The organism is Citrobacter sp. GW821-FHT02E08 (assembly GCF_059421685.1).
Genome location: NZ_JBWKVL010000025.1, coordinates 20,992 through 27,341, shown reverse-complemented (window position 1 = coordinate 27,341; position 6,350 = coordinate 20,992). Strand labels below are relative to the sequence as shown.

At 51.2% G+C, this 6,350-nt stretch carries 5 protein-coding genes; 2 read left to right on the top strand and 3 right to left on the bottom strand.

Annotated elements, in window-relative coordinates; translation table 11 throughout:
• Positions 1-383 precede the first annotated feature (383 nt).
• From clpB to rluD, 3 genes are all read right to left on the bottom strand, one after another.
• Positions 384-2,957, bottom strand: coding sequence for an ATP-dependent chaperone ClpB (gene clpB / locus AC07UY_RS21220; RefSeq protein ID WP_203360365.1), 2,574 nt, complete (start codon positions 2,955-2,957; stop codon positions 384-386).
• Between the two features lie 129 nt (positions 2,958-3,086).
• On the bottom strand, positions 3,087-3,818 hold the full coding sequence (gene yfiH / locus AC07UY_RS21215) for a purine nucleoside phosphorylase YfiH (protein WP_494701889.1): 732 nt from the start codon (positions 3,816-3,818) through the stop codon (positions 3,087-3,089).
• Positions 3,815-4,795, bottom strand: coding sequence for a 23S rRNA pseudouridine(1911/1915/1917) synthase RluD (gene rluD, locus AC07UY_RS21210; protein ID WP_203360363.1), 981 nt, complete (start codon positions 4,793-4,795; stop codon positions 3,815-3,817). Before rluD ends, yfiH begins: the two co-directional genes overlap by 4 nt.
• 131 nt (positions 4,796-4,926) lie before the next feature.
• Between rluD and bamD the strand changes: the two genes are divergently transcribed.
• Both bamD and raiA read left to right on the top strand, forming a co-directional pair.
• Positions 4,927-5,664: an outer membrane protein assembly factor BamD gene (gene bamD, locus AC07UY_RS21205; RefSeq protein ID WP_203360362.1), complete on the top strand. Its 738-nt coding sequence runs from the start codon at positions 4,927-4,929 to the stop codon at positions 5,662-5,664.
• 274 nt (positions 5,665-5,938) lie between these two features.
• A complete protein-coding gene (gene raiA, locus AC07UY_RS21200) occupies positions 5,939-6,277 on the top strand; it encodes a ribosome-associated translation inhibitor RaiA (RefSeq protein WP_162382704.1) in 339 nt (112 codons plus the stop codon).
• Positions 6,278-6,350: the final 73 nt, after the last annotated feature.

Genomic DNA, 6,350 nt, shown 5'->3' with positions numbered 1-6,350 from the left:
TTTCGTCTTGCGACGTTAAGAATCCGTATCTTCGAGTGCCCACACAGATTGTCTGATAAATTGTTAAAGAGCAGTGCAACGCGGCTTTCGCTCACCGTTGCGAGGTCCCGTATAATACGTTTTCCTCATTCAGAGTCAAGCATTTAATTTTGCTTTTCTCTGCCGGAGTTCTCAGTGGAACCCCACTGACCCGGCGGCTTGCGTGCCGTTGTTCCGTGTCAGTGGAGGCGCATTATAGGGAGTTATTTCCGGCTGACAAGCCCAAAATACAAAAAACTTATCAAGCGATTACTTTTCAATCAAAAATCACAATGAGCGCCTATATTCGCCTGGTTTTTAAACAAAAACGAGCCCCACAGGGCCCGTTTTTATTGTTTTGTGACTTACTGCACTGCCACGATGCGATCGTCATTCACTTCCAGACGAATCGTTTTGCCCGGAATCAGCTCACCAGACAGGATTTGCTGCGCCAGCGGGTTTTCGATCTGTTGCTGGATAGCACGTTTCAATGGACGTGCCCCGTAGACCGGATCGTAGCCATTCACGCTCAGCAGTTTAAGCGCCTCGTCAGAGATATGGATTTCATAACCACGCTCTTCCAAACGTTTGTACAGACGCTGCAGTTGGATCCGGGCAATAGAGGCAATGTGTTGTTCACCCAACGGATGGAATACCACAACTTCATCTATACGGTTAACGAATTCCGGCCGGAAGTTGTGACTGACCACACCCAGCACCAGGTCTTTCATATGCCCATAATCCAGTTCACCGAAACGTTCCTGGATCAGATCGGAACCGAGGTTAGAGGTCATGATGACCACCGTATTACGGAAGTCGACCGTTCTCCCCTGCCCGTCAGTCAAACGACCGTCGTCGAGCACCTGCAACAGAATGTTGAACACATCCGGGTGCGCTTTTTCCACTTCATCCAGCAGGATGACGGAATAAGGACGACGACGTACCGCTTCTGTCAGGTAGCCACCTTCTTCATAGCCCACATATCCCGGAGGCGCACCGACCAGACGAGATACGGAGTGTTTCTCCATAAACTCGGACATGTCGATACGCACCATCGCGTCGTCGCTGTCGAACATAAAGTTAGCCAGCGCTTTACACAGTTCGGTTTTACCAACACCGGTCGGCCCAAGGAACAGGAACGAACCAATCGGACGGTTAGGGTCAGCCAGACCCGCACGGCTACGACGAATCGCGTTCGATACCGCCTCAACCGCTTCATTTTGACCAATTACGCGGTTATGCAGATCCTGCTCCATACGCAGCAGTTTCTCACGTTCGCCTTCGAGCATTCTGGCAACCGGGATACCCGTCCAGCGCGCCAGCACTTCGGCAATTTCTGCATCTGTCACTTTATTACGTAACAGGCGCATGGTTTTACCTTCAGACTGAGTGGCTGCTTCCAGCTGTTTTTCCAGTTCTGGTATTTTGCCGTACTGCAGTTCAGACATCCGCGCCAGATCGCCAACACGACGCGCCTGTTCAATGGCGATTTTCGCCTGTTCCAGTTCGGCTTTGATGGTTTGTGTTCCGGAGAGTGATGCTTTCTCGGCTTTCCACTCTTCTTCCAGCGCCGAATACTGACGTTCTTTGTCGTCCAGTTCTTCGTTAAGCATATCGAGGCGTTTTTTGCTCGCCTCATCAGACTCTTTCATCAACGCCTGCTGTTCCAGCTTTAACTGGATGATACGGCGATCGAGTCTGTCCAGCTCTTCCGGCTTGGAATCAATCTGCATACGAATGCTGGAGGCAGCCTCATCGATAAGGTCGATAGCTTTATCCGGCAGTTGACGATCCGAAATATAACGATGCGACAGTGTTGCCGCCGCCACAATGGCCGGGTCGGTTATCTGCACATGGTGATGCAGCTCATAACGTTCTTTCAGGCCACGCAGAATCGCGATGGTATCTTCCACTGACGGTTCGGCAACAAACACTTTCTGGAAACGACGTTCCAGCGCAGCATCTTTTTCGATGTACTGGCGATACTCATCCAGCGTCGTCGCGCCCACGCAGTGCAGTTCACCACGCGCCAGGGCCGGTTTCAGCATGTTCCCGGCATCCATCGCGCCGTCCGCTTTCCCCGCCCCGACCATGGTGTGCAATTCGTCGATAAACAGGATGACGTTGCCTTCCTGTTTTGAGAGATCGTTGAGTACCCCTTTCAGGCGCTCTTCAAACTCACCGCGGTATTTTGCCCCGGCCACCAGCGCCCCCATGTCCAGCGCCAGTACGCGACGGCCTTTTAGCCCTTCAGGGACTTCACCATTAATGATGCGCTGTGCCAGTCCTTCAACAATCGCAGTTTTACCCACACCGGGTTCACCGATGAGTACCGGGTTGTTTTTGGTACGGCGTTGCAGTACCTGAATGGTACGACGAATTTCTTCATCACGACCAATAACCGGATCGAGTTTGCCCTGTTCGGCACGCTCGGTCAGATCGACGGTGTATTTTTTCAAGGCCTGGCGTTGGTCTTCAGCCCCTTGATCGTTCACGCTTTCACCTCCGCGCATTTGTTCAATTGCCTGAGTGATATTGGCGGTTGTCGCCCCAGCCGACTTCAACAAGTCGGTTAGCGTACCGCGAGACTCAAGCGCCGCCAGAACGAACAGTTCCGACGAAATAAAGTTGTCCCCACGTTTTTGCGCCAGCTTGTCGCAAAGATTCAGTACACGCACCAGCTCCTGAGACGGTTGCACGTCGCCGCCGGTCCCTTCCACTTGCGGTAGACGGCTTAGCGCTTGATCAATCGCTGTGCGTAACTGGCCAGCATTGATGCCAGCAGACGTTAACAAAGGACGAACCGAACCCCCTTCCTGATTCAGCAAGGCGCTCATTAGATGAAGAGGTTCGATGAATTGGTTGTCGTGCCCCAATGCAAGTGACTGGGCATCGGCGAGAGCAAGCTGGAATTTATTAGTAAGACGATCCAGACGCATAACTCCTCCCATAACAGGTCAAAATTGCTACTGGAGATTAAATGAGGTCATCCCTCAATTATTCAAGGTGAATGACCTGAATTATGTGAAAAGAAAACGGCGCGTTCCGGATCGTCTTGATTCTTTAGGTTATATCAGCCAAATAAAACTTGCCATCCGACCAGTGGTCTTGTCGCGGCGATAAGAGAAGAATGTCTCACTTTCACTATATGTGCAGCGGTCGCCACCATAAATGTGGGTGATCCCGACGTTTGTCAGGCGCTGACGTGCAAGCTGATAAATGTCCGCCAGATATTTTTCTCCGCGTGGCAAAAAGGCAGCCTGCGCCTTTGCATCTTTCGCCATAAACGCGTCACGAACTTCTGGCCCGACTTCAAAAGCCGCAGGGCCGATGGCTGGACCTAACCAGGCCATAATGTTTGCCGGTTTATCAGCAAAGCAGGCAACGGTTTCTTCCAGTACGCCTTCACACAATCCGCGCCACCCCGCGTGGGCTGCCGCCACTTCCGTTCCGGCGAGATTACAAAATAGCACGGGCAGGCAATCCGCCGTCATCACCGCGCAAACGGTGCCTGGCGTGTTGCTGTACGACGCATCCGCCCTTTTAGAATCATAGGGCGCACCCGTCAGTTTCAGCACATCCTTACCGTGCACTTGCTCCAGCCAAACCGGTTTCGAAGGCAGATTGCCCGCAGTAAACAGCCGTTTTCGGTTCTCTTCGACATGTTCCAGGTTATCGCCACAGTGGGCACCCAGATTCAGCGAATGGTAAGGAGGCAAACTGACACCCCCAATACGTGTAGAACTGCAGGCCGCAACGCCTTTCGGCAGTGGCCACTGCGGGACAATTAGCTTACTCATAACCAGGCAACATCATCCTTATGTTCTTCAAAATCAGCGCGCATGACTTCAATGAGTTTGACCATATCCTGCGGGATAGGCGCATGCCACTCCATTTCGATACCGGAGATCGGATGATAAAGACGCAGCATGGTGGCATGCAGCGCCTGGCGATCGAACTTACGCAGCGTAGAAATAAATTCGTCCGATGCCCCTTTCGGTGGACGCGGACGGCCGCCATAAACCTGATCGCCCACCAGCGGATGGGTAATATGCGCCATGTGCACGCGGATCTGGTGCGTACGTCCGGTTTCCAGACGCAGCCGCAGACGCGTGTGCACACGGAAGTGTTCCATAATACGGTAGTGAGTCACCGCCGGTTTACCCATTGGATGCACAGACATATGCGTACGTTTGGTTGGATGACGGCTGATCGGTTCTTCTACTGTACCACCCGCAGTCATATGACCAATCGCCACGGCTTCGTACTCACGCGTGATTTCACGCAGCTGCAATGACTCCACCAGACGCGTTTGCGCCGGGACAGTTTTTGCGACAACCATTAATCCGGTGGTGTCTTTATCCAGACGGTGCACAATCCCCGCACGCGGGACATCCGCGATTGGCGGGTAGTAATGCAGTAACGCATTCAGTACCGTGCCATCAGGATTACCTGCACCAGGATGCACCACGAAGTCGCGTGGTTTGTTGATGACAAGAATGTCGTCATCTTCATAGACGATATCCAACGGGATATCTTGCGCTTCAAAACGAATTTCTTCGTCAATTTCAGCATTGATGGAGACACGTTCTCCGCCCAATACTTTTTCTTTCGGTTTATCGCAAAGATGCCCATTTACCAGCACTCGCTGGTCGAGGATCCATTCTTTTATGCGTGAACGCGAATAATCAGGGAACAATTCGGCCAAAGCCTGATCTAAGCGTTGACCGAGCTGATTTTCGGAGACTGTTGCGGTGAGTTCTACTCGTTGTGCCATAAACTGCTTCTTCGTTTAACGTTGGGTTTTACGGCTTTGCCGTTTAATATAGTGTGCTATTGTAGCTGGTCTTAACCGGGAGCAGGAACAGAGAATCTCCCGTATTACATTTTGAGGAAAGTCAAAACGTCATGACGCGCATGAAATATCTGGTGGCAGCAGCCACGTTGAGCCTGTTTTTGGCGGGTTGCTCTGGTTCAACGGAAGAGGTGCCCGATAATCCGCCTAATGAAATCTACGCGACTGCTCAGCAAAAGCTGCAGGACGGTAACTGGAAACAGGCAATAACGCAATTGGAAGCGTTGGATAACCGTTATCCATTTGGACCGTATTCCCAGCAGGTGCAGTTGGATCTCATCTACGCCTACTACAAAAACGCCGATCTGCCATTGGCTCAGGCTGCTATCGATCGTTTTATCCGTCTTAACCCAACGCACCCAAATATTGATTATGTCATGTATATGCGCGGCCTGACCAATATGGCGCTGGATGACAGTGCGCTGCAAGGATTCTTTGGTGTTGATCGCAGCGATCGCGATCCACAACACGCCCGAGCTGCGTTCAACGATTTCTCCAAACTCGTGCGTGGCTATCCGAACAGCCAATACACAACCGATGCCACCAAGCGTCTGGTGTTCCTGAAAGATCGTCTGGCGAAATACGAATACTCTGTTGCCGATTATTACACCGCGCGTGGCGCATGGATTGCCGTCGTGAACCGCGTAGAGGGAATGATGCGCGACTACCCGGATACCCAGGCAACGCGTGATGCTTTGCCGCTGATGGAAAATGCCTATCGTCAGTTGCAGATGAATGCTCAGGCTGACAAAGTGGCGAAAATTATTGCCGCTAACAGCAGCAACACCTGATTCATCTCCGAATGCAAAACAAAACGGCAGCCCAATGGCTGCCGTTTTTTTATCCGTAAACGCCGCAACTGAAGCGGTTTAGCTGCAACGCATCCTATCAAATATGGCCTGCTTTCAGGTATTCCTCAAGTAAAAGATCCCCTGTTCCTGCGATGCCTCACAAAAAGATATCCCTGACAAAAAGTGACAAAAAAATGTGATTTAAATCACACATTTTGACATTAGGAACGGTATGCTGGGTTCACCAAGACGGGAAAGACAAGAGGTAAAATTTATGACAATGAACATTACCAGTAAACAAATGGAAATTACTCCGGCAATTCGCCAGCATGTCGCAGACCGTCTCTCCAAACTGGATAAATGGCAAACTCACCTAATTAATCCACATATCATTCTGTCTAAGGAGCCACAGGGTTTCACTGCTGATGCCACCATCAATACACCGAACGGACATCTGGTCGCCAGCGCAAAACACGAAGATATGTACACCGCCATTAATGATTTGATCAACAAGCTGGAACGGCAGCTCAATAAAGTGCAGCACAAAGGCGAAGCCCGTCGTGCAACAACTTCAGTAAAAGACGCCAACTTCGTCGAAGCAGAAGAAGAGTAGTCCCTTACATTGAGTGTATCGCCAACGCGCCTTCGGGCGCGTTTTTTGTTGACAGGGTTAAAACAGTGCGGGT